This window comes from Burkholderia theae (assembly GCF_048565265.1).
GTDB lineage: Bacteria > Pseudomonadota > Gammaproteobacteria > Burkholderiales > Burkholderiaceae > Burkholderia > Burkholderia theae.
The window spans coordinates 1,883,516-1,905,147 of the sequence record NZ_CP183462.1; the positions used below are offsets into that span (position 1 = coordinate 1,883,516).

Annotated in this window: 19 protein-coding genes and 1 riboswitch; of the genes, 5 read left to right on the forward strand and 14 right to left on the reverse strand. The window is 67.8% G+C overall.

Annotated features, from left to right (window positions below; genetic code table 11):
* Positions 1–117: 117 nt before the first annotated feature.
* Complete coding sequence (locus tag ACN22W_RS25950) at positions 118–831, forward strand: riboflavin synthase subunit alpha (RefSeq protein ID WP_419687588.1); 714 nt, start codon at positions 118–120, stop codon at positions 829–831.
* Positions 832–915: 84 nt separating this feature from the next.
* Here the strand turns inward: ACN22W_RS25950 and ACN22W_RS25955 are convergent, their stop codons facing one another.
* The 11 genes from ACN22W_RS25955 to ACN22W_RS26005 all read right to left on the reverse strand — a co-directional run bounded on the left by ACN22W_RS25955 (position 916) and on the right by ACN22W_RS26005 (position 16,737).
* The gene (locus ACN22W_RS25955; RefSeq protein ID WP_419687589.1) at positions 916–2,157 is read right to left on the reverse strand and encodes a voltage-gated chloride channel family protein; all 1,242 of its coding nucleotides are present in this window, start codon (positions 2,155–2,157) and stop codon (positions 916–918) included.
* A gap of 79 nt (positions 2,158–2,236) precedes the next feature.
* Positions 2,237–2,340, reverse strand: a riboswitch (Fluoride riboswitch).
* A gap of 81 nt (positions 2,341–2,421) precedes the next feature.
* Positions 2,422–3,441 (reverse strand): chemotaxis response regulator protein-glutamate methylesterase, encoded by a 1,020-nt coding sequence (locus ACN22W_RS25960; protein ID WP_048250162.1) that lies wholly within the window; start codon positions 3,439–3,441, stop codon positions 2,422–2,424.
* Positions 3,438–5,747 carry a hybrid sensor histidine kinase/response regulator gene (locus ACN22W_RS25965; protein ID WP_419687590.1) on the reverse strand — a complete coding sequence of 770 codons (2,310 nt, stop codon included), beginning with the start codon at positions 5,745–5,747 and terminating at the stop codon, positions 3,438–3,440. Before ACN22W_RS25965 ends, ACN22W_RS25960 begins: the two co-directional genes overlap by 4 nt.
* Positions 5,744–6,448, reverse strand: a complete 705-nt coding sequence (locus tag ACN22W_RS25970) for a chemotaxis protein CheW (RefSeq protein ID WP_419687591.1) — start codon at positions 6,446–6,448, stop codon at positions 5,744–5,746. The genes ACN22W_RS25965 and ACN22W_RS25970 overlap by 4 nt, the downstream gene beginning before the upstream one ends.
* Positions 6,449–6,494: 46 nt before the next feature.
* Positions 6,495–7,895: a CheR family methyltransferase gene (locus ACN22W_RS25975; protein ID WP_419687592.1), complete on the reverse strand. Its 1,401-nt coding sequence runs from the start codon at positions 7,893–7,895 to the stop codon at positions 6,495–6,497.
* Positions 7,892–8,404 carry a chemotaxis protein CheW gene (locus ACN22W_RS25980; protein ID WP_048250158.1) on the reverse strand — a complete coding sequence of 171 codons (513 nt, stop codon included), beginning with the start codon at positions 8,402–8,404 and terminating at the stop codon, positions 7,892–7,894. Before ACN22W_RS25980 ends, ACN22W_RS25975 begins: the two co-directional genes overlap by 4 nt.
* Positions 8,401–10,077, reverse strand: coding sequence for a methyl-accepting chemotaxis protein (locus ACN22W_RS25985; RefSeq protein ID WP_419687593.1), 1,677 nt, complete (start codon positions 10,075–10,077; stop codon positions 8,401–8,403). The genes ACN22W_RS25980 and ACN22W_RS25985 overlap by 4 nt, the downstream gene beginning before the upstream one ends.
* A gap of 126 nt (positions 10,078–10,203) precedes the next feature.
* The gene (locus tag ACN22W_RS25990; protein ID WP_048250156.1) at positions 10,204–11,337 is read right to left on the reverse strand and encodes a hybrid sensor histidine kinase/response regulator; all 1,134 of its coding nucleotides are present in this window, start codon (positions 11,335–11,337) and stop codon (positions 10,204–10,206) included.
* Between the two features lie 473 nt (positions 11,338–11,810).
* On the reverse strand, positions 11,811–13,394 hold the full coding sequence (locus tag ACN22W_RS25995; protein WP_419687594.1) for a Na+/H+ antiporter: 1,584 nt from the start codon (positions 13,392–13,394) through the stop codon (positions 11,811–11,813).
* Between the two features lie 239 nt (positions 13,395–13,633).
* The gene (locus ACN22W_RS26000; RefSeq protein WP_419687596.1) at positions 13,634–15,067 is read right to left on the reverse strand and encodes an aldehyde dehydrogenase family protein; all 1,434 of its coding nucleotides are present in this window, start codon (positions 15,065–15,067) and stop codon (positions 13,634–13,636) included.
* Between the two features lie 29 nt (positions 15,068–15,096).
* Positions 15,097–16,737: an acetolactate synthase large subunit gene (locus tag ACN22W_RS26005; RefSeq protein ID WP_129516798.1), complete on the reverse strand. Its 1,641-nt coding sequence runs from the start codon at positions 16,735–16,737 to the stop codon at positions 15,097–15,099.
* Positions 16,738–17,087: 350 nt separating this feature from the next.
* On the opposite strand from ACN22W_RS26005, the gene ACN22W_RS26010 reads away from it, so the two are divergent.
* From ACN22W_RS26010 to ACN22W_RS26025, 4 genes are all read left to right on the forward strand, one after another.
* Positions 17,088–17,405 (forward strand): type II toxin-antitoxin system RelE/ParE family toxin, encoded by a 318-nt coding sequence (locus tag ACN22W_RS26010; protein ID WP_346654751.1) that lies wholly within the window; start codon positions 17,088–17,090, stop codon positions 17,403–17,405.
* 3 nt (positions 17,406–17,408) lie between these two features.
* A complete protein-coding gene (locus ACN22W_RS26015; RefSeq protein WP_048250151.1) occupies positions 17,409–17,708 on the forward strand; it encodes an addiction module antidote protein in 300 nt (99 codons plus the stop codon).
* A 372-nt stretch (positions 17,709–18,080) separates the two neighbouring features.
* Positions 18,081–18,368 carry a type II toxin-antitoxin system RelE/ParE family toxin gene (locus ACN22W_RS26020; protein WP_319022345.1) on the forward strand — a complete coding sequence of 96 codons (288 nt, stop codon included), beginning with the start codon at positions 18,081–18,083 and terminating at the stop codon, positions 18,366–18,368.
* A 12-nt stretch (positions 18,369–18,380) separates the two neighbouring features.
* Positions 18,381–18,683 carry a HigA family addiction module antitoxin gene (locus ACN22W_RS26025; RefSeq protein ID WP_419687599.1) on the forward strand — a complete coding sequence of 101 codons (303 nt, stop codon included), beginning with the start codon at positions 18,381–18,383 and terminating at the stop codon, positions 18,681–18,683.
* A gap of 33 nt (positions 18,684–18,716) precedes the next feature.
* On the opposite strand, the gene ACN22W_RS26030 is transcribed toward ACN22W_RS26025, so the two are convergent.
* The 3 genes from ACN22W_RS26030 to andAb form a co-directional block, all read right to left on the reverse strand.
* Positions 18,717–20,003 (reverse strand): DUF445 domain-containing protein, encoded by a 1,287-nt coding sequence (locus ACN22W_RS26030; protein WP_419687600.1) that lies wholly within the window; start codon positions 20,001–20,003, stop codon positions 18,717–18,719.
* A 92-nt stretch (positions 20,004–20,095) separates the two neighbouring features.
* Positions 20,096–21,316: an anthranilate 1,2-dioxygenase system ferredoxin--NAD(+) reductase gene (gene andAa, locus ACN22W_RS26035; protein ID WP_419687601.1), complete on the reverse strand. Its 1,221-nt coding sequence runs from the start codon at positions 21,314–21,316 to the stop codon at positions 20,096–20,098.
* Positions 21,306–21,632, reverse strand: a complete 327-nt coding sequence (gene andAb, locus ACN22W_RS26040; RefSeq protein ID WP_129516794.1) for an anthranilate 1,2-dioxygenase ferredoxin subunit AndAb — start codon at positions 21,630–21,632, stop codon at positions 21,306–21,308. The genes andAa and andAb overlap by 11 nt, the downstream gene beginning before the upstream one ends.

Consider the following 21,632-nt stretch of genomic DNA (forward strand, 5'->3'; position numbering starts at 1 on the left):
ACGGCCTTTTTCTCGTCTGCGGATATCGTCGGCTACCCCGCCACCGCGCGGCGCTGAGTCGTTTTTTCCGGGATCACTTATCATGTCGGCCAGGAAATTTGCGACGAGGGATCGATCATGTTTACAGGAATTGTCCAGGGCGTAGGCGCCATCAAGGCCATCAAGGATCACGGGGAGCTGCGCACTTTCAGCATCGAATTCCCCGAGCGGTTTACCGACGACATCGAGATCGGCGCCAGCGTCTCAGTCGACGGCGTCTGCCTGACGGTGACGACGATCCATTCGCCGGAGCTGATCGACTTCGACGTGATGTTGCCGAGCCTGAAAATCACCACGCTGGCCGACCTTGCGACAGGCTCACGGATCAACGTGGAACGGGCCGCGAAGGACGGCGCGGAAATCGGCGGGCATCCGCTGTCCGGCCATGTCGACTTCCCGGGGACCATCCTGCACATCGCGACGTCCGAGCACAACCGGATGATCCGCATTGGCGTGCCTGCCGAATTCAAGCGATACGTGTTTGCGAAGGGCTATATCGCGATCAACGGCTGCAGCCTGACCGTGTCGGACGTCAATCGCGAAGAAGGCTGGTTCGAGATCTGGCTGATTCCCGAAACGCGGCGCGCGACGACCTTCGATGCGAAGGGCGTCAACGACAAGGTCAATATCGAGATCGAGCGAAGCACCCAGGTTGTCGTCGATACGATCCGGGAATCGGTCAAGGAAACGCTCGGCGAATTGACCGGCATCGTCACGACGCTGCTGGCCGAAAAAGGCGTCGATATCGAGGAACTGCTGGCCCGCAATGTCGCGCGACTGCCGAAGAAGTAACAACGGATGCCGGTTGGCTAGGTGATCCGCTGGATCACCGAGTACCGGCTGCCGTCGGAAAACACCTCGACCCACGGTTCCGCGTCACTCCACCTCAGCCTGCGCCCCCTTCCCCACCGCCACGCGCTGCGCGCGATAAATCCCCGCGTGCCCTGAAAACAGATACGCGACGACACACGCAACGATCGCATACACGCCGATGTCCGCGCCGAACAGTTCGATCGCCATGATCGTCGACGCGATCGGCGTGTTGGCCGCGCCCGCGAACACCGCGACGAAGCCGAGCCCCGCGAGCACGGGCACCGGCAGCGCCAGCACCTGACCGAGCGCGTTGCCGAGCGTCGCGCCGATGTAGAACAGCGGCGTCACTTCACCGCCCTTGAACCCCGATGCGAGCGTGACGACGGTGAACGCGAACTTGCCCGCGAAATCGTAGAGCGGCAGCGGGCCGTGAAACGCGGCCTCGATCGTCGGGATGCCAAGACCGAGATACTGCGGCACGTTCAGCACGGTGGCGGCCGCGGCGACCAGCAGGCCGCCGAGCACCGGCTGCAGCGGCGCATAGCGGATCACGCGGCGGAACCACGCGGTCAGCGCATGCGTCGAATACGCGAACAGCCGGCCGACGACGCCGAACGCGATGCCCGCCACGACCGTCACGGCCAGCCCCGTCGCCGACACGGCCGGCACGAGCGGAATCGCGTAGGCCGTGTGATGCACGCCCCATGCGCGGCACACGACGTCCGCGACGATCGCCGACGCGACGCAGGTCAGCAGCGCGTCGTACCGCACGCGCCCGATCGCAAGCACCTCGAGCCCGAACACGGCGCCCGCGAGCGGCGTGCCGAACACCGACGCGAAACCGGCCGCGATGCCGCCCATCAGCAGCACACGGCGATGCTCGCGATCGAGGCGGAACACGTGCGTGACGCGATCGGCGAGCGCGCCGCCCATCTGCACGGCGGTGCCCTCGCGGCCGGCCGAGCCGCCGAACAGGTGCGTGACGACGGTCGCGACGAGCACGAGCGGCGCCATCCGCTTCGGCACGAGCGCCTTCGGGTCGTGAATCTCGTCGATCAGCAGGTTGTTGCCGCGCGCGACCGACTGGCCGAAACGATGGTAGATCCACCCGGTCGCGAAACCGGCGGCCGGCAGCCCCCACAGCAGCCACGGATGCGCAACGCGCGTGCCGGTCGCCCAGTCGAGCGCAATCAGGAACAGCGCGGAAGCCGTGCCGGCCAGCGCGCCGAGCAGGGCCGAGAGCGCGAGCCAGCGGCACACGTAGCGCACGGTCGCGAGAAGATCGGCAGAAGTCGTGAAAAACATGATTTCCAGATTCGACAGAACATCAAAACCTGGGCGGCAGAATACCGCATGGACGGCCTGCGACCTCCTGACAACCCAGGAACACGCAGGCATCATCAGCCGGGCAAACCGGCGGTTGAGGGCCGCACCGCGCGCAACGCGCCGGAAACGACCGCAGGGAGGCATGCCATCTCCGCAGGCCGCAATTGTACGTGACGCCACGCATCGCACGCAATGCGGCCGCCGGCATACCGGAACCGGACGGTGTCGCGCCCCGGCGCGCCGTCAGTCGCGCAGCGGGCGCGTGATGCGCGAGATCAGTTGGGGCGCGATCCGATCGAGCGGCAGGATCGCCGACGCCGCGCCGATTGCCGCGGCCGCCTTCGGCATCCCGTAGACGGCGCTGGTCGCCTCGTCCTGCGCGATCGTGTAGCAGCCCTTCGCGCGCATCGCCTTCAGGCCGAGCGCACCATCGCGCCCCATTCCCGTCAGCAGCACGCCGAACGCATCGCCCTGCCAGCCGTCGGCGACGCTGTTGAAGAACACGTCGATCGACGGCCGATACGGCGTCTCGACCGGATGCCGCGTATAGCCGAGCACGCCGCGCGGCGACAGGTACAGGTGATCGTTGGTCGCCGCGAGCAGGACCTCGCCGGCCTGCGGCACGCTGCCCTGCCGTGCGACGCGCACCGGCAGCCGCGTATAACCATCGAGCCACTCGGCCATGCCGAGCGCGAACGCCTGGTCGACGTGCTGGACGATCACGATCGCGGCCGGGAAATCGGCCGGCAGCGCACGCAGCAACGCGGTGAGCGCGGTGGGCCCCCCCGCCGACGCGCCGATCGCGACGAGCGTCGGCTGGCCGCGCGCGGGCGTCGGCCCCGGCGGCACGAGCGCCGCGGTGCGGCTTTCGAGCAGCCGGCCGATCTGGTCGATCTTCGCGAGCAGCGCCTGCGGCGACGCGTCGGTCGACAGCCCGAGCGCGAGCGTCGGCGTGTCGACCGCGTCGAGCGCGCCGGCGCCCATCGCCTCGTAGACCGACGACGTGTTCGCGCTGACGCTCGCGGTCACGATCAGGATCGCGCACGGTGCGCGCTCCATGATCCGGCGCGTCGCGGCGACGCCGTCGACCTTCGGCATCACGAGATCCATCAGCACGACGTCGGGCGGATGCGCGACGCAGAAATCCACCGCCTCGTCGCCGTCGGTCGCGACCCACAGCACGCGGTGGTCCGCACGCAGCGCGAGCACGCGGCGCAGCGCCTCCACGGCCAGCGGCAGGTCGTTGACGATACCGATGTTCATCCGCGCGCGCCCCCGATCAGGTCGTGCACGGCATCGAGCAGCGCCTCGTCGTGGAAGCTGCTCTTCGCGAGGTAGTAGTCGGCGCCGGCGTCGAGCCCGCGGCGGCGATCCTCGTCGCGATCCTTGTACGACACGATCATCACCGGCACGCGCTTGAGCATCGGATCGCTCTTGATCAGCGTGACGAGTTCGATGCCGTCCATGCGCGGCATGTCGACGTCGGTGACGACGAGGTCGAACGCGTCGCTGCGCACCGCATTCCAGCCGTCCATCCCGTCGACCGCGACCGTCACGTCGTAGCCGCGCTTCTCCAGCAGCTTGCGTTCGAGTTCGCGCACCGTCAGCGAATCGTCGACGACGAGCACGCGGCGGCGCCGGTCGGCGAGCGCGAACTGCGGATCGCGCGTGACGCGCGCAAGCTGCCCGCCGCGCACGAGCTTGTCGACCGAGCGGATCAAATCCTCGACGTCGACGATCAGCACCGGGTCGCCGTTCTCGAGCAGCGCGCCGGCCGCGATGTTCTGGATCTTCTGCAGGCGGCTGTCGAGCGGCTGCACGACGAGCATCCGCTCGCCCAGGAAGCGGTCGACCGCGACGCCGTACAGCTCGGGCTCGCCGCCGACGACCACGACCGCCGTGCTCGTGCGTGCCGCGTCGGGCTCGCCCGCGTCGAGCAACTGGTGCGCGGCGACGAGGCCCGCGCGCCGGCCGTCGAACGGAAAATGCGGCTGGCCTTCGAGCACGTCGATATCGTCGTGCGCGAGTTCGAGCGTGCGGCGCACATGCGCGAGCGGGAACGCATACGGTTCGCCGCCGACCTCGACGAGCAGGCTGCGGATCACCGACAGCGTGAGCGGCAGCTGCAGCACGAAGCGCATGCCCGCGCCCGGCTCATTGAAGATCCGCACCGCGCCGCGCACGCCGCGCACCATCTCCTGCACCGCGTCGAGGCCGACGCCGCGACCCGACACGTCGGTCACCGCGTCGCGCATCGAGAAGCCCGGCAGCAGCAGGAATTCGAGCAGTTCGGGATCGGACAGCCGCGCGGCCGTCTCGTCGTCGGTCAGGCGCTGGCGCACGACCGCCGCGCGCAGCGCGTCCATGTCGACGCCCGGCCCGTCGTCGATCACGCTGACGAGCAGCGAGCCGGCGCTATGGCGCGCCTCCAGCGTCACGCTGGCCTCGGTCGGTTTGCCGCGCGCGCGCCGCGCGTCGGGCGAATCGACGCCGTGATCGATCGCGTTGCGCAGCAGATGGCCGAGCGGCGCGTCGAGCAGGTCGAGGATGTCGCGATCGACCTGCGTGCCCTCGCCGACGATCGAGAAGCGCACCTGCTTGCCGAGCGAACGCGCGAGATCGCGGACGATGCGCGGATACGCACGCGTCGCATCGCCGAACGGCCGCATCCGGCATTGCAGCGCCTCGTCGTACAACTGCTCGGCGATATGCGTGCTGCGCCGCTCGAAGCGGTCGAATTCGTCCATGCGCTCGGCGAGCGAACGCTGCAGGTCGTTGAGCATGTGCCGCACCTCGTTCATCGACGCGAGCATGCCCGAGTCGAGATCGTCGGCGAACTGTTCGTACATCAGATCGAGCGAACGGGCGGCGTCGCGCTGCGCGCGCTTCACGCGCAGCATCGATTCGGCGAACGGCTTGAGCCAGCGCGATTCGACCAGCGATTCGCCGGACAGGCTCAGCAGCCGGTTCAGCGTATCGGCGCGCACGCGGCGCATCGCGCCGGCGCCGGCGATACGACCAGCCTGGGCCGGATCGGGCACCGTGCCCGACACCGCGAGCGGCGGCACCGCGGCGCTTGCGCCAACGGGCTCGTTCGCGGCGCCGTCGTGGTCGCGGTACGGCACGACCGATGGCGGCACCGGCGGCGGGACGACGGCCGATGCGTGCATCGTCTGGGCGCCGTCGGCGCCCGTCAACGCCGCCGCGAACACGTCGATCTCGGTCGACGTCACCGGCTGACCCTGCGGATCGCCGACGCGCACCAGCAGGTCGACGCCGGCAAGCAGCACGTCGACGTGCGTGGCCGTCAGTGCGATCGTGCCGGCCTGCGCGGCGACGAAGCACTCCTCCATCCGCCCCGCTATGTCGACGCCGAGCGGCACGCCGACGATGCGCGCGGCGCCCTTCAGCGAATGTGCGGCGCGCATGCACGCCTCGAGCGCGACGGAATCGGGCTCGCCCGATTCGAGCGCGAGCAGCCGCTCGGACAGCGCCTGGGTCTGCGTGCGCGTTTCCTCTCGATACAGCTCGAGCAGCGACAGGTGGCTCAGATCGTCATCGCCGCTCATCGCATGCTCCGTGTCACGGCGTCGAACAAACGGTCGTCGTCGAGCAGGCCCACCGACTTGCCGCGCCACGACAGCACGCCGCGCGACAGGCCGGCGCTCGCGCGCCCGACCGTCGCCGGCACGGGCACCCAGTCGGAGGCGCCGAAGCGCAGCACGCCCTCGACTTCGTCGACCGGAAACACGACCGGCTCGCCCTGGTGCGCGGCGACCAGCAGCCGCGTGAACCGGCCGTCGCCGCTGCCGTTGCCGCCCTTGCCCGCACCGAGGCCGAGCAGCGCGCCGATCGAGATCGCGATGCGCAGCGTGCCGCGGATGTTGACCACGCCGCGCACGGCCGAATTGCGGCGATGCGGCAGCGAATGAATCGGGCGCGTGCCGGCGATCTCGCGCAGCACGCCGATCGGCAGCGCGAGCCATTCGTCGGCCACGCGAAACGCCAGCGCCGCATGGTGCGTATCGTCGTCGGCGCGCACGCGGGTCGTGCCGTCCGCGCTGATCCGGCGCGTGGCGTCGGCCATCTCGGCCTCGCCGAGCGGACGCTCGAGCAGCCTCGCCGCGTGATACGCGTAGACCGGGCAATTCAGGCAGCGCTGGCAGTCGTTCAGCCGCTCGCACGAGCGGTCGCCGCGCGTGCCGATCCGGTTCCAGCAATCGTCGACGTCGATCGTCGTGTCGTCAGTGGCAGCGGCGTCGCGGTTCATGGAGTCCTCTGGTCATCGCGGTGTCGATCCCGATCCCGTATTCGTATCAGCCCGCCGAGCGCCGTGCGCGCTCGAGCAGCCATTGCGCGCCCGCGCGGTCGCCGCCGACGTCGAGCAGCGTCGCGAGATGGGTGAGCGCCTCGTGGTGCGTGGGCCGCAGGTACAGCGCCTTCCGGTAGAAGTCGCCGGCTTCCGCGGCGCGCCCGCGCGCATCCGCGATCAGCCCGTTCAGGTAGAACGCATCGGCATGCGGCCCGACGCGCGCCGAGAACTGCGCGAGCACGCGTTCGGCCTCGTCGAACGCACCCGCGTTCGCGAGCGCCTGCGCATCCTCGAGCGTCGGCGCGATACCTTCGGCGACGGGCGCGGCGGCTTCCGCCGTCACCACCGATCGCCCGGCCCGCGCGTCGAATGCGGCCGTGTTCACGGCCGGCGGCGTCGCCGCGAACGGCTGCAGCCCGTCGCCGAGCCAGGCCGGCGGCGCGACCGCCACCACCGGTCGCGGCGCCGCGACCGGGGCAACCGTGAAGCGCTCCGCGCGCCGGTACGGCGCCGCCGTGTGCAGCGGCGCGGCCGGCCGGGCCGCGTACGCATCGGCCACCGCGCCGGCCGGCTCGCGATGAAACGCGAATGCCAGCGGCACGCGCGCCGAGCGCATCCCGTGCCGCATCGCGACGCCCGTTTCGGCCGGCCCGACGAACAGCATGCCATCATCGACGAGAAGCCCGTCGAGCGAGCGGATCACGCGATCCTGCGCATCGCGATCGAAGTAGATCAGCACGTTGCGGCAGAACACGAAATCGTAGCGAATGCCCGTATCCGCACCCGGATCGACGAGGTTCGCGTGACGGAACTGCACGCACGCGCGCACGCGCTCGTCGAGCAGCCAGCCGTCGTTGGCCGGTGTGAAATACCGCGCGCGAAACTCCGTCGCGGTACCGCGAAACGCGTTGCGCCCGTAACAGCCGAGCCGCGCCTGCTCGATCGCGCGCGCGCTGAGGTCGATCGCGTCGATCGCGAAGCTGGCCGGTTCGAGCCCCGCGTCGAGCAGCGCCATTGCCGCCGAATACGGCTCCTCGCCCGTCGAGCACGGCGCGCTCAGCACGCGAATCACGCGGCCGGGCATCGCGGCGAACCGTTCCGCCGCGAGCCGCGCGAGCGTCGCGAATGCCTCGCGGTCGCGGAAGAACCACGTCTCGGGCACGACGAACAGCTCGATCAGCGCGCGCCGCTCGTCGGCCGACGCGTTGAGCTGCTGCCAGTACGCGTCGAGCGCTTCCTGCGTCACCGGCGGCCGCGCGGCCGACAGCAGGCGCTCGCCGTCCGCCTGCAGCGCATGCACGCGTTCCGTCAGCGCACGCGTCAGGAATTCGTTGCCGAGCGAATCGGGGTCGATGCCGGTCTCGCGCAGCAGCCAGCCGCGAAATCGCGATTCGGACTCTTTCATGCGGACTCCCCCCCGTGGCCCGGCAGGCCGTCGAACAGATACAGGCGCGCGACGTCGTCGATCAGGTCGGTCACCGACACCTGCTGCACGACGCCGTCGGGCGTGTTCGCGACGAGCCCGAGCCAACGCGTACGCGCGGTCGAGATGCCGCTTGCGCGAAACGCCGCGCGGTCGATCCGCATCGTCTGCGTCGCGCGCTCGACGATCAGGCCGATCACGCGCTCGCCATCGCCCTGGCCCGCGCCGTAGCGCACCATCACGAGCCGTGTCGAGCGCAGCGCTTGCGCACGCCGCCCGAGCGCCAGCATCGGCACGTCGATCACCGGCACCGGCTGGCCGCCGCGCATCAGCAGCCCGGCGATCCATTCGGGGGCGCCGGGCACGGCCTTCGTGGTCGCGAGCGGCAGCACCTCCTCGATGCCGGCCGCGTCGAGCGCATAGCGCCCGCCGTCGAGCTCGAACATCAGGAACAGCGCGTGTGCGCCGTTCTGCGGATCGGCGCGCGTCACGCGTCGACCTTGAAACGCGACACGCTGGTACGCAACTGGTTCGCGACCAGCGTCAGGTCGTCGATCGCCTGCGACGACTGGCGCAGCGACTCGGCCGTCTGCTGCGCGGCCTCCGACAGCTGCGACAGCGCCTGCGTGATTTGCTCGGCGCCGTTCGCCTGCGTCTGCATCCCTTCGTTGACCATCTGGAAGCGCGGCGCGAGCGTCTGCACCTCGGCGATGATCTGCGACAGCTGGCCGCCGACCTGCTGCACGTCGAGCATCCCGCGGCGCACTTCCTCGGAGAACTTGTCCATCCCCATCACGCCGGCCGACACGGCCGACTGGATTTCCTTCACCGTCTGCTCGATGTCGTAGGTCGCCACGGCCGTCTGGTCGGCGAGGCGGCGGATCTCCGTCGCGACCACCGCGAAACCGCGGCCGTACTCGCCGGCCTTCTCGGCCTCGATCGCCGCGTTCAGCGACAGCAGGTTGGTCTGGTCGGCCACCTTGGTGATCGTCGCGACCACCTGGTTGATGTTCAGCGCCTTCTCGTTGAGGATCGCGAGCTTCGCGTTCACCGAACCGGCCGCGTCCATCACGCTGCGCATCGTCTCGCCCATCCGCGTGAGCCCGCTCTGGCTCACGCCCGCGAGCGTCGCCGACTGTTCGGCCACGCCGGCCACCTCGTTCATCGTGCGCAGCAGGTCGCGCGACGTCGCGAAGATCTCGCGCGAGGTCGCGCCGATCTCGGTCGTCGTCGCCGCGGTTTCGTTCGCGGTCGCCTGCTGTTCGCGCGACGTCGCGGCGATCTCGGCGACCGACGTCGTCACCTGCAGCGACGACTGCTGCGCGCGAGAGACGAGTTCGGTCAGCTCGTCGGCCATCCGGTTGAAGCCCGTCTCGAGCGTGCCGAATTCGTCGCGGCGGCGCAGGTCGAGGCGGCGCGTCAGGTTGCCGGTGCGCATCACGTCATGCACCTCGACGAGCCGCGCCATCGGCACCGTGACCGAACGGAACAGCCCGTAGCCGAGCCCCAGCGCGGACAGCAGCATGATCGCCAGCGCCGTCGCGAGCACGACCTCGGTGTCCTGCACGGATTCGCGAATCAGCTTCGCCGACTGCTCGGCGAACTTGCGGTTTTCCTGTACCAGGATGTTCGCGTTGCGCACGACCTCGGTCCACGCCGGCAGCGCCTTCGCATAGGCGGCGACCGCGTCGCTGTGCGACGTGCGGCTCTGCTGCACCGCATCGTTCAGGAGCGGCAGGTAGCGGTCATACGCGCCGCGGAAGGTTGCGAAGCGCTGCCGGTCGTCGTCGCGGAACGTCGTCGCCTGATAGTCGACCGACAGCGCGTCGATCTCCTTCACCGCATCGGCGATCTTCGCGAGATCGCGGTGCACGTTGTCGGGGTCGGTTTCGACGAAGATCGCCTGCTGCAGCAGCGTGAACGATTCGTTGACCGAACCGCGCAGCGACGACGCGAGGTACACGCCGGGCAGCGAGTCGCGCTCGATGCTGACGGCTTCGCTGTTGATCGCGCGCAGTCGCTCGTACGACACGCCGGCTGTCACCAGCATCAGCACGAACAGCACGCCGAAGCTGAGCAGGATGCGATTGCCGAGCGTCAGCCGGGCAGCGCCGATCGTCGGATGCAGGCTTTCATTGGTCGCGCGGGGCGTCACGGTGGCCATGTTCGTTATGGGCTTTCTAAAATCAGCGTTGAAAAAATCCGCGCCCGCCTGCGCGCCGGACGGCGCGCCACGAGCGCATCGGGGTCGGATGCGGAAGACGCGGCGCCGGCAGGCCGCGCCGCGAAATCACCGCTCCGCTTGCACCGGCAGCCGAAGCGCGACCATGAAGCCGCGCGCCGTATTGCGCATCAGGATCTGGCCGCGATGCCGCGCCGCCGTCGCGCGGACGAACGCGAGCCCGAGACCGAAGCCGCCGCGCGCCGCGCCATGCGCGGATTCGAGCTGCACGAACGACTCGGTCGCGGCCGTGCGCTGCTCCGGTGCGATGCCGGCGCCGGTATCCTCGACGCCGATCTGCCAGGCGCCGTCCTCGCCGCTCAGCGTGCAGTGCACGTCTGTGCCGGCCGGGCCGTACTTCAGCCCGTTGTCGATCAGGTTCGCGACCGCGCGCGTGAGCATCATGCGGTCGCCCATCGTCACGCACTCGGTGTCGGGCACGTGCGCGACGACCCGGCTGCCGAGCCCGGCCGCCTTCTCCCAAAGCTGGTCGACGGCATCGACCACGATCTCGTTGAGGCTGACGACCTCGTGCGCGCGCCGCTCGGACTGCGCGCGGGTCAGGTGGATGAAACCGTCGGCGAGCGCGAGCGCGCGCCGCGCATGGCCGGCGATACGCTCCATGATCGCCGGCATGTCGCCGTGTTCGGTCCGGTAGACGTCGAGCAGCGCGAGGATCGACGTCTGCGGCGAACGCATGTCGTGCGACAGGAAATCGAGCGCCTCGTCACGCTGCCGCGACATCAGGTACGAATTCGAGTGATAGCGGATCCGCGCGGTCAGCTCCATCGCGTCGGGGAGCTTCACCAGATAGTCGTTCGCGCCGGCGATGAACGCCTCGCGCTTGACGATCGGCTCCTCCTTCGCGGACAGCACGATGATCGGCACGCGTGCGGTGCCGGCGTCCGCGCGCCATGCGCGGACGAGATCGAGGCCGTCGATCTCCGGCATCACGAGATCCTGCAGGATGACCGTCGGCTTCACGTCGCGCGCGACCGCCATCGCCCGGTGCGCGTCGGTGCACACGTGCAGGTCGATGTCGTGTTCGCTGCGCAGCGCGCGACGGATCACCTCGCCGACGAACGGTTGATCGTCGACGAGAAGGACTGATAACCCCGATTCAAGACAATCCGAGGCATTATCACCGCTTGATTCTTTCATAAATACAGTTTCAAACGCCGAAACTCCAATCGATTCTTTCATAGGAGTTGTTTATCCGACTTGGACACTATCTCATTTTGGCGGCTGAAAACCCCACCTGATTTCGCCGATTTGGCCTGTCGGCACTGCCTTGCAGGGCACCGGACGTCGTTTTTTTCCCCGTCGACGGCCGCATTACCTCCGCATTCTTTCTCTCAATAAAGATAACCGGCTGATTCTAAATGAAAATAGAACACAGCATCTATCTCCTTCGGTTTAGATTTGCCAAATATTCAGAAAGAGCCGGAATCAGATAAATCGGATCATTTCCGGATTCGAAAGACGATAACGTTTGCGAGTTCGGCGCCATAAGGCTTGCATGCGCTGCAAGGCTGGCTGCCCGCCGCATTGGGGGCCGGATGAAAATGGGCCGGATCGGTGGGCGGGACGAAGAAAAAAAGCGCCGGGCGAGGATCGACCCGTGCGTACGGCGGGCCGGCAGGGAGCCGGCCCGTGCGATGGTGGCAGGTGGCCGCTTACCCGCGCCCGTGCTGCGCGGACACTTCCTGCAGGTCGAGGTCGCGTTCGACCGTGTGCAGCATCTCGTCGTGGATATGGCCCGAACGATGCAGACGCAACAGCTCCGCGCGCCCGGCCTTGATCGCGGCCAGCACGACGTCGTAGTGCGCGGTGCGCACTTCCGGCGGGTACGTGGGCTCGTTCTTCGCCCGCTCGGTCAGTTCCGCGCGGTACGTGTATTGCTCGAGCAGGCGTGGATGGATCACGACCCCGTTCTCGTCGCGCACGAGCGGCTGGATCGCCGCAAGCTGCGCGGCCTCGACGTACGCCCACGTCTGCGGCTCGGTCAGGTGATGCGCGGCGCGCTCTTCGCGCTGCGGCAGGCGCAGCAGCCGGATCAGCGGCCCGATCGTCGTGCCCTGCAGCAGCACCGTGACGAGGATCACCGCGAACGACGCGACCAGGATCACGTCGCGGCCGGGCATCGCCTCGGGCAGCGACAGCGCGATCGCCAGCGTGACGACGCCGCGCATCCCGGCCCAGCTCATGATCGTCGCGGCCTTCCAGTCGGCCGTGTCGCCGCGCCGCGCGATCCCGCGCACCGGCCACTTCAGCGCCTCGACCACGTAAATCCATACGAAGCGCGACACGATCACCGCCGCCAGCACCGCGAGCACCGGCGGCACCATCGTGCCGAGTACCTGCTCGAAACCGCCGAGCCGGTGCATCGCGCCGCGCAGCGACAACCCGATCAGCACGAACACCATCGCCTCGAGCAGGAACACGATGACCTGCCAGAACGCGGTGCCGCGCGTGCGCACGGCCGCCGAGAACACCTCGTGCTGATGCCAGCCGATGATCATGCCGGCCGTGACGGTCGCGATCACGCCCGACACCTCGACCATTTCGCCCGCGATGTACGCGATCCAGCCGGCGATCACCGCGACGGTGATCACGAGATAGTCGTCGTCGAGCAGCTTCAGGAACCATACGACAAGCTTGCCGACCAGGAAGCCGACCACCACGCCGCCGAGCCCGAGCTCCGCGAAGCGTACGACCGCATGCTCGAGGCTGAACGCGCCGGTCAGCGCGGCCGCGACGGCAAAGCGGAACAGCACGAGGCCGGCTGCGTCGTTCAGCAGGCTCTCCCCTTCGAGCAGCACCATCAGCCGGCGCGGCAGCGCGACGCGTTCGAGCACGGCCTTCGCGGCAACCGCGTCGGGCGGCGACACGATCGCGCCGAGCGCGAAACACGCGGCCCACGGCAGCGCCGGCGCCACCCAGTGCACGGCGAAGCCCACTGCGAACGTCGTGAACACGACCGCACCGATCGCGAGCAGCAGGATACCGCCGACGTTGCGCTTGAACTCCTCCCACACGGTGAAGTACGCGCCGTCCATCAGCAGCGGCGGCAGGAACACGAGCAGCACCAGTTCGGGATCGAGGTTGACCGGCGGCAGGCCGGGGACGAACGCGATGCCGATACCGCCGATCAGCAGCGCGGCCGCGGGCGGCAGCCGCAGCCGCTTGGCGAGGTATTCGAGCGCGACGATCGCCAGGAATGACAACAAAACCAGCTTGAATGCCGAGACGGGAGACATGAATCGACCTCGTGAAGAATGAATTCGCGCTTTCCGGTGTCGTACCCCGGTCGGCAGTTTGGCGCGATTACATCACGATGCAATGCCCGCAGTCGAGCGCGTTGGGCCCCGTCGCACGGTGCGGGCGCGATGCCGGCCCGACGCCGGCCCGGTGCGCCCGCCACCATGAAAAACGGCACGCGGGCCGGCACGATCGCCCGCCCGCGTGCCGTCACGGCACCGCGCTGCCCGCTGGCGCGTCAGCGGCGCCGCACGACCATCAGCCGCAGCTCGGTCATGTCTTCGATTGCGTAACGGATCCCTTCGCGGCCGAGGCCCGAATCCTTCACGCCGCCATACGGCATGTTGTCGACGCGGAACGACGGCACATCGTTGATCACGACGCCACCGACCTCCAGCTCGTCCCACGCGCGCTGCGCGTGCGTGAGCGAATCGGTGAACACACCCGCCTGCAGCCCGAAATCGCTGTCGTTCACGCGTGCGAGCGCGTCGTCGAACCGGTCGAATTTCTCGAGGATCGCGACGGGGCCGAATGCCTCCTTGCGGTACAGGTCCTGCTCATGCCCGACGTTTTCCAGCAGCGTCGCCTCGAACATCGCGCCGTCGACCTTGCCGCCCGCGACGATCTTCGCGCCCGCCGCGACGGCCGCATCCATCCAGCCCGACAGCCGGCGCGATTCGGATTCGGAGATCATCGGGCCGACGAACGTCGACGGATCCTTCGGATCGCCCATCTTCAGCGAACGCGTCTTCGCGATCAGCTTCTCGCGCAGCGCGTCGTACAGATCGGCATGCACGAGGATCCGCTGCACGCCGATGCAGCTCTGCCCCGACTGGTAGTACGCGCCGAACGCGAGACGATCGACCACGTAGTCGAGCCGGTCGCGCTGGTCCGCATCGACGATCGCGGCCGCGTTGCCGCCGAGTTCCAGCACGACTTTCTTCTTGCCGGCCTTCTCCTTCAGCGCCCAGCCCACGGCCGGCGAGCCCGTGAACGACAGCAGCTTGAAACGCTCGTCGGTCGTGAACAGATCGGCGCCGTCGCGATGCGCGGGCAGCACCGAGAACGCGCCCTTCGGCAGGTCGGTTTCCGCGAGCACCTCGCCGATGATCAGCGCGCCGATCGGCGTGCGGCTCGCAGGCTTCAGCACGAACGGGCAGCCGGCCGCAAGCGCGGGCGCGACCTTGTGCGCGGCGAGGTTCAGCGGGAAGTTGAACGGCGAGATGAACGAGCACGGGCCGATCGGCACACGCTTCGTGTAGCCCGAATAGCCCTGCGCGCGCGCGGAAATCTCGAGGTTGATGATCTCGCCGTCGATGCGCACCGATTCCTCGGACGCGACGCGGAACGTGTCGATCAGCCGCGTCACCTCGCCCTTCGAATCGTTGATCGGCTTGCCGGCCTCGATGCACAGCGCCTCGGCCAGCTCGTCGAAGCGCTCGCGAAAACGCGCGACACAATGGTCGAGCACGGCCTGCCGCTTGTAGGCCGGCAGCTCGCGCATCGGCTTCGCGGCGTCGACCGCCGCGCCGATTGCCGCGTCGATCGCCTTCGCGTCGGCCAGCGCGACGCGCGTCGCCACCTTGCCGCTGAACTTGTCCGTCACGTCCAGATCGGTGTTCGCGTAGACGGCTTCGTTGGCGAGGTAGTACGGATAGGTTTCCTTCAACATGGAACGACTCCTTCCTGTGAACGGGGAATTCAGAGTTGCGCCGACAGGCGCTTGATCTCGCGGTTCAGCACGCGCTCGTTGTCCGAGTAATCGATCGGCACATCGATCACGTGCACACCCGGCGACGAGAAGCACTCGCGCAGCAGCGGCTCGAGATCGTCGGCCGATTCGACGCGATGCCCGTGCGCGCCGTAGCTTTGCGCATACGACACGAAATCGGGGTTCTGCAGCGTCATCGCGAAATCGGGGAAGTTCATGTTCTCCTGCTTCCAGCGGATCATCCCGAACGCGTCGTCGCGCAGGATCATCACGACGAGGTCGAGCTTCAGCCGCACGGCCGTTTCGAGCTCCTGCGAATTCATCATGAAGCCGCCGTCGCCGCACACGGCGATCACCTTGCGCTGCGGATGCACGATCTTCGTCGCGATCGCCGACGGCAGGCCCGCACCCATCGACGCGAGCGCGTTGTCGAGCAGCAGCGAGTTCGGCTCGTGCGCGCGCCAGTAGCGTGCGAACCAGATCTTGTACATCCCGTTGTCGAGACAGACGATCCCGTCGACCGGCAGCGCGTTGTACAGGTCATTCACGATCCGCACCGGATACATCGGGAAGCGCGGATCGTGCTGGCCCTTCTCCAGATGCGCGTCGAAATGCTCCTTGATCATCGCGAAGCGCGCGAAATCCCAGTGCGGCTGCGGGACGATCGCCTCCGTCATCTGCCATACCGCGTTCGCGATGTCGCCGACCACCTCGATCTGCGGGAAATAGACGGGATCGACCTGCGCGCCGAGAAAGTTCACGTGGATCACGGTCTTGTCGTCCGCGCGCATGAAGAACGGCGGTTTCTCGATCACGTCGTGGCCGACGTTGATGATGCAGTCCGCATGCTCGATCGCGCGGTGCACGAAGTCGCCATCGGACAGCGTCGCGTTGCCGAGCCACAGCGGGTGCGACTCGTCGATCACCCCCTTGCCCATCTGCGTCGTGAAGAACGGGATGCCGGTCTTGTCGACGAATTCGACCAGGATCTTGCGGGTGGTCTTGCGGTTGCCGCCCGCGCCGATCATCAGCAGCGGATGGCGCGCGGCCTGGATCGCGTCGACCGCATGCGCGATCGCCTTCTCCTCGGCCACCGGCCGCCGGCTGTAGCTGCGCGGGATCGGCTTGCCGTCGCCCTCCTCGTGCGCGATGTCTTCCGGCAGTTCGAGGTGCGCGGCGCCCGGGCGCTCTTCCTCCGCGCGGCGGAACGCTTCGCGCACGGCCGACGGGATGTTGCCGATCGACACGATCTGCCGCGTGAACTTCGTGAGCGGCTGCATCATGTCGACCACGTCGACGATCTGGAAGTGGCCCTGCTTGCTGGACTTGATCGGCTTCTGCCCGGTGATCATCAGCATCGGCATGCCGCCGAGCTGTGCATACGCGGCGGCCGTCACGAAGTTCGTGGCGCCGGGCCCGAGTGTCGCGAGACACACGCCGGTGCGGCCCGTCAGGCGGCCGTAGGTGGCGGCCATGAACCCGGCCGCCTGCTCGTGCCGGGTCAGCACGAGCTTGATCTTCGATCGCCGCAGCGATTCGAGCAGATCGAGGTTTTCTTCGCCGGGAATACCGAACACGTACTCGACGCCTTCGGCTTCCAGCGCCTTCACGAACAGATCCGATGCTTTCATGGGGGACTCTCGGTTGATGCCGCCTGCCCGGCATACGGACGCGCGGCGTACATGACGCGCGCCGGCCTACGGCACGCGGACGCTTTACCTACTGGACACAAACCACGGCACTGCCCGCCGCGCACCTGCAACGCGCGGCGGTGCCTCCCGAGACAGGAGGACGAACGGACCCGCCCGCACGCGGCAAGCGCGCACGGGCAGCAAAGATGTTTTTGATTGTAGACGGATTCGGAAGATTTCGACTTCGGCCGAACGGCCATTCCGCACGCAAACGAAGCGGGCGGCCCTACTGTGGCGCCATGGAATTCAACGCACCACATCTGTGAACCATGGTTGACACGCTGAAATTAATGCCCTACATTGCGCCTACGTACAGTATCCGGACCACCGACGTGTTCGACGCATGGTTCGCCGGCCTGCAGGATCGCGTCGCGAAGCGCCGCATCCAGGCGCGCATCGACCGCCTGTCGATGGGCAATCCGGGCGACTGGAAATCGGCCGGCTCGCCTGTCGTCGAAATGCGTATCGACCATGGCCCCGGCTATCGCGTCTACTACGTCCGGCGCGGCACGATCTGGGTCATCCTGCTCTGCGGCGGCGATAAATCGACGCAACAGGCCGACATACGCGCCGCGCACGCGATGCTGGCGCATCTCGACATGGAGTGATCGATGGACAAAATCAGGACCCGGCCGTGGGATTCGGCCGACCATCTGAAGACCGAAGACGACATGGCCGACTACTTCGAAGCGTGCCTGCAAGAGGCCGGCGACGATCCGGCCTTCATCGCGCACGCGCTCGGCGTGATCGCGCGCGCACGCGGCATGTCGCAGGTCGCGCGCGATGCGGGCCTGTCGCGCGAAGGGCTGTACAAGGCGCTGTCGCACGACGGCAACCCGAGCTTCGGCACGATCCTGAAAGTCATCAAGGCGCTCGGCCTGCAACTGCACGGCTCGAAAGCGCACGCGTGATGCGCGGGCGCGCGGCATCGCGCCGTCCGCGCGCTATCCGCGGCCGCATCAATGCAGCCAGCCGGCCGCCCAGCGCGGCACCAGCGACACCAGATACAACCCGAGCCCGATCAGCCCGCCGACCAGCGTGCCGTTGATGCAATAGATCGTCCGAACGGCATACCGGCCCCGTAAAGGTAATGTGCGCCCCTATACTCGTCGGGATGACAGCAACCGGCCGGCATGCATTGGCGACACCTGTCATCACGCGGTGATCTCACCAATTCCCTATCAGTCAGGATTCCTGTTGGTTATTTCACGCGGAGGCGCTTCGACGTACGCATCGTCGAAACCATTCCATCCTTATTGACGTATTACGTTAAACGTAATACCATGCCCGTAATGATCAGATCGTTCCGATGCAAAGATACCCGGTTGCTGTTTGCCGGAGAATTACCCAGGCGCTTCCGTACGATCGAAACCGTTGCTACCCGGAAACTGCAAATGGTCGCCGCCGCGAAAGAACTGCGCGACTTGCGGGCGCCGCCCGGCAACCGGCTCGAAGCGTTGCAAGGCGATCGGGAAGGTCAGCACAGCATTCGCATCAACGAACAATGGCGGATCTGCTTCGTATGGAGCGACGATGGCCCGACCCAGGTCGAGATCGTCGACTATCACTGACTGGAGCTTTGCATGCTCAAGAATGGAATGCGCCCGATTCATCCGGGCGAAGTCCTGCGGGAAGATTTCCTCGTTCCGCTGGAAATGAGCGTCAACGCACTGGCGCTCGCGTTAAACGTGCCGGCGACACGCTTGCACGAAATCGTCAAGGAACGGCGCGGAATCACCGCCGATACAGCTTACCGGCTCGCGCGCTACTTCGAGACGTCGCCGGAATTCTGGCTGAACCTGCAGACCGCTTACGATCTCAAGACACTGCCGACGCGCAGCGAAATCGACCGCAAGGTCGAACCGCGCGAGCGCACGCACGCGTAGGCACCGCGGCCGCCGTTCGCCGGCGCGGCCGCATCAATGCAGCCAGCCGGCCGCCCAGCGCGGCACCAGCGACACCAGATACAACCCGAGCCCGATCAGCCCGCCGACCAGCGTGCCGTTGATGCGGATGTACTGCAGATCCTTGCCGATGTTCAGCTCGATCTGCCGCGACATCTCGCGCGCATCCCAGTTGCGCACCGTGTCGCGGATGTGGCGCATCAGGAAATCGGCGAAATCCGGCGCCATCTCGTGCACGGCCTTCTCGACATGCTCGTTCAGCGACGCGCGCAGCGCCGGGCTCTCCGCGAGCCGCGCGCCGAGCCAGCCGCCGAGCGTCGCGGCCTGGCGGTGCAACGCCGAATCGGGGCGCGCGAGATCGGCCTTCAGCCACGCGCGCAACTGGTCCCACAAGTCGCGCGCATACGTGTTGAACGCGTCGCCGTCGCGGATGTAGCGCTTGATCTCCTCGCCCTTTTCGATGAACGCGGGATCGTGCTTCAGCCGCTCGGTCAGCCGCACGACCGTCCGGTCGAAGCGTTGCCGCAATTCGTGCTCGGGGTCGGCCGCCACGCCTTCCAGCACGCGGCTTACCGCACTCGCGAGCATGCGCGCCCCGTTCTCGCCGAACCACTGCGTCGGCATGATCTTCTCGACCTTCGGGTACTGCGTCTTCAGCCATTCGACGATGAAACCCGCGATCACCTCGCGGTTCTCTTCCTTGTCGAGCACGTCGACCACCTGTTCGATCGCGTCGTCGAGCAACTGCTGGTGGCGGCCGTCCTTCGTCAGCGTGTCGAGGATCGCGCCGGCCGATTGCGACAGGTCGACCCGGTCGATCACCGCGCGGAACGCGTCGTGGACGAACGACTGGATCCGCGCATCGTCGGTCATGTCGAGCGCGAAGCTCATCAGCTTCGTCACGTAGCCGCCGAGCGCGTCGGTGTTCGCCGGCTCGCCGAGCCACGCGCCGAGTTTCTGCGCGGGATCGTGCTGGCGGATCTGCGCGGCGAGCGCATCGGGGCCGAGGAACTTCTCGCGCACGAACACCGCGAGGTTGTCGGCGATCTTGTCCTTGTTCTTCGGGATGATCTCGGTGTGGCGCGACACGAACGGAATCGGCACGCGGCGGAACAGCGCGACGACCGCGAACCAGTCGGCAAGCGCGCCGACCATCGCGGCCTCGGCCACGGCCTTGAAGCCGTCGACCCACGGGCCGCGCGGCAGCAGGATCGTCGCGACGAACACCGCGACCACGGCCAGCAGCAGCCACAGCGCGCGGCGCTTGCTTCGTTTCAGTTCGAGGGCTTTGTCTGGCGTCATGGAGGACCGGCGAATCGGCGATGCCGCTAATATCCCCGATTTCGCGTCAACCGACAAACGCGCGCGCCGCAGGTGCGCCGCTCGCCCCGCCGTTACATGAACGTCTTCAGGTTCACCGCCGGATCGGCAAGTTTCACGGGATCGGGCACCGCCCCCGCCGCGATCAACCGGCGCGATGCGCCGATGTCACGGCCCTGGTTGGCCGCGGCTACCGCGACGATCTTGCCATCATCACCCAGCCCGAACACCGTGAACGGCCCGCTCGCCGGATCGCCGCGCACGACGATCGTGCGTTCGCTGCCGAACAGCCCGAGCATCTGCAGGTTGCAGTCGTACTGATCGGACCACAGCCACGGCAGCTCCGCATAGGTTTCGTCGGCGCCGAGCAGGTTCGCGGCCGCGACGGCCGGCTGGTTTTCGGCAACCTGCCACGATTCGATCCGCACATGACGCCCGAGCAACGGATTGAAATGCATCGTCACCTCGCCCGTCGCGAAGATCGCGGAATCGGCCGTGCGACAGCCCGCATCGACGCGTATCCCGTTGTCGACGTCGAGTCCGGCCGCGTGGGCAAGCTCGACGTTGGGCACCACGCCGATGCCGACCACGACGAGGTCGGCCTGCACGTCGCCGCGATCGGTCTCGACGATCGCGCCGCCGGCCGGCGCACGGCGAATCGCGCGCGGCAGCGTCGCCATCTGGAAGATCACGCCGCGCGCATCATGCAACCGATGCGCATACGCGCCGACGACTTCCGGCAACGCACGCTGCAGCAAGCGGGGCGCCGGGTCGATCACCGTCACGTCGCAACCGAGCTGGCGCGCCGCGGCCGCGACCTCGAGGCCGATGAAGCCGCCGCCGAGCACCGCGACGCGGCGGCCCGGAACAAGTTGCGCGCGCAACGCACGCGCATCGTCGACCGTGCGGACATAATGCGGCGCGACACCTTCGTCGATCGCCCCGCCGAACATGCGCACCCGCGAGCCCGTCGCGAGCACGAGCCGCGCGTACGGCAGCGTCGTGCCGTCGTCGAGCCGCACGCGCTGCGCGGCGCGCTCGATCGCGTCGACCCGCGTGCCGAGCCGCAGCTCGATACGCTGCGCGTCGTACCACGCCGCGTCGCGGATGAACGCGCGCTGCTCGCCGCCATCGGTCAGCAGCGCATCCTTCGACAGCGCAGGCCGATCGTACGGCAGCTCGCGCTCCGCGCCGATCATCACGATGCGCGCCGCGGCGTCGCGTTCGCGCAGCGCTTCGGCCGTGCGCCGCGCCGCGTGGCCCGCGCCGACGATCACGAACGGGTCAGCCGACATTGACTTCCACCTGCCCGTCGACGATCCGGATCGGATAGGTCCGCACCGGCTCCGTGATCGGCGCGCATTTCGGCGCGCCGGTGCGGATGTCGATCAGCCCCTGGTGCAGCGGGCATTCGACGCAACCATCCTCCACATAACCTTCGGACAGCCGCGCATGGCCGTGCGTGCAGAGGTCGTGCATCGCGAACAGTTCGTCGCCGATCCGGAACACGGCGATCGGCTTCTGGCCGGCGACGCGCGCCGCCGGTTCGTCTTCGGAGAATTCGTCGAAAGTGCCGAGCGGATGCCACTCGGCCAGCGTTGCTTCGGTCAT